The organism is Methylobrevis pamukkalensis, from assembly GCF_001720135.1.
Classification (GTDB): domain Bacteria; phylum Pseudomonadota; class Alphaproteobacteria; order Rhizobiales; family Pleomorphomonadaceae; genus Methylobrevis; species Methylobrevis pamukkalensis.
On sequence record NZ_MCRJ01000231.1, the window covers coordinates 1 to 2,067 of the forward strand.

2 protein-coding genes and 1 pseudogene are annotated in these 2,067 nt (G+C 67.5%); all 3 read left to right on the plus strand.

The features are described 5' to 3' along the window. The first annotated feature begins 245 nt into the window (after nucleotides 1–245). Nucleotides 246–976: pseudogene (locus A6302_RS20090) on the plus strand (SDR family NAD(P)-dependent oxidoreductase). A gap of 75 nt (nucleotides 977–1,051) precedes the next feature. Beyond that, on the plus strand, nucleotides 1,052–1,222 hold the full coding sequence (locus tag A6302_RS25000) for a hypothetical protein (RefSeq protein ID WP_245294180.1): 171 nt from the start codon (nucleotides 1,052–1,054) through the stop codon (nucleotides 1,220–1,222). Then, nucleotides 1,219–2,067, plus strand: an 849-nt coding sequence (locus A6302_RS20095) for an LLM class flavin-dependent oxidoreductase (protein WP_245294181.1), incomplete at its 3' end; no start/stop codon positions are given. The genes A6302_RS25000 and A6302_RS20095, both read left to right, overlap by 4 nt.

A 2,067-nucleotide genomic window follows, 5' to 3' on the forward strand; every position in this document is an offset into this window, starting at 1 on the left:
TCGCCATCGCCGTGTCGTTCCTGATCCGAAGGCGCCGCGAAAGGGGTCGCAACGGCGGCGCGGCAGGAGGATAGCAGCCGGCGGGGTGGGCGCAAATTAGCTGATCTAATGGTGGTCCAAGCCCTGCTGGGTCCGGAGTTTCCCGGACCCCCCAGCTTATCGACGCATCAGAATTGATCGTTTGCCGGCATCAAGGCGCGGTGGAACAGTCCTCTCCCAGACATCGGGCGTCAGGACGGGACCACATGAAGGACCAGACCATCATCGTGACCGGCGGCGGCAGCGGCCTCGGCAAGGCGATCTGCCTCGGGCTCGCGGCGGAGGGCGCAAAGGTTGCCATCCTCGACATCGACCCGGCGGCGGCCGGCGCGGTGGTTGCCGAGATCGAGGCTTCGGGCGGCAAGGCCTTCAGCGTCATCGGCGACATCACCACCCGCGACAGCGCCGCCGGCCTCGTCGGCGCCGTGATCGAGAAGTCGGGCCGGGTCCATGGCCTGTGCAACTGCGCCGGCGTCTATCCGCGCAAGCCGATCCTGGAAATCTCGGACGCCGACTGGGACTTCAGCTTCTCGGTCAACGTGCGCGGCCTCTACACGTCTCGGTCGCGGCCATCGCCCACATGCAGGCCCACGGTGGCGGGCGGATCGTCAACATCGCCTCGATCGACGCCCTCAAGGCCCATCCGAAGAACGCCCACTATGCGGCGATGAAGGCGGCGGTGGTGAGCCTGACCAAGAGCATGGCGCTCGCGGTCGCCCCCGACAACATCCTGATCAACGGCGTCGCCCCGGCGGGCATCGCCACCGAGAAGGCCAAGGCGCTCGGCTTCCTGCCGGAACTGGCCGCCCAGACGGCGCTCGGCCGCGCCGCCGAGCCGGAGGACGTCGCGGACGTCGTCGTGTTCCTGCTCTCGGAGAAGAACCGCTACATGGTCGGCGAGACGGTCGCGATCAGCGGCGGCTACTTCATCGCCTGATCCTGCGCCTGATCTTGATCGCCTGATCCTGGGCCTGACGCATACATCCGAACTCGTGGAAAGAAGCGACACGTCATGCACTTCGGCATCTTCAACCTGATGAGCTACCGCGACAATCCCGGCGGCATCTCCGGCATCGTCGAGGACACCCGGTCGATGGTCCGCCTTGCCGAGGATGTCGCTTCGAGATCGCCTGGTTCGCCGAGCACCATTTCACCAACTATTCGATCAGCGTCTCGCCGCTGATGGTCGCCGCCCACATGGCCGGCGTCACCAGCCGCATCCGGCTTGGCGCCGGCGTGGTCGTGCTGCCGCTCTATCACCCGATGCGGGTTGCCCAGGAGATCGCGCTGCTCGACCAGCTGTCCGGCGGACGGGCGGTGATCGGCGTCGGCACCGGCTACCAGGCCTACGAGTTCGAGCGCTACAACGCCGACGTGACGAAGAAGACCGAGATCTTCGTCGAATACTGGCGGGTGGTGGAAGAGGCGCTGACCGAGGGCCGCACCGGCTTCAAGGGCCAGTATGTCGACATCCCGGACTCGGTGTTCACGGTGCGCCCGAAGCAGACGCCGATGCCGCCGCTCTACTGCACCTCGCCCCATCCGCCGATCCTGAAGGCGATCGCCAAATGGGGCGGCACGCCCTTCGTGACCGCCGGCTGGCGCGGCTCCGAGGCGCTGCATCCGATCACCGCCGCCGTGCGCAACGCCTGGATGGCCGCCGGCCTCGACGGGCCGACCATGCCGGTCGCGCTGCAGCAGTATGTCCACATCACCGACAGCGCCGAGGAGGCGATGGAGGCGGCCGAGCGCGCCCGCTGGGTCGGCCGGCTGGTGCACGGCCTGCGCTCCAACGTGCTCTCGCTCGACGGCTCGCATGTGGTTGCCGACCCGATCCCGGACGAGCCGCCGCTGGAGACCTTCCGCGACAACCTGCTGATCGGCGACCCCATCTCGTCGCCGAGAAGCTCATCAAGGAAATCCGGGCCTTCGATCCGGTCCACTACAACTGCTTCTTCCAGTTCGGCGACATGCCGGTCGCCCGCGCGAAGCGCTCGCTGGAGCGCTTTGCGCCGAGGTGCTGCCGCT

Coding starts and splice junctions, on each gene's coding strand:
- A6302_RS25000 (WP_245294180.1), top strand. CDS start 1,052: ATGCACTTCGGCATCTTCAACCTGATGAGCTACCGCGACAATCCCGGC.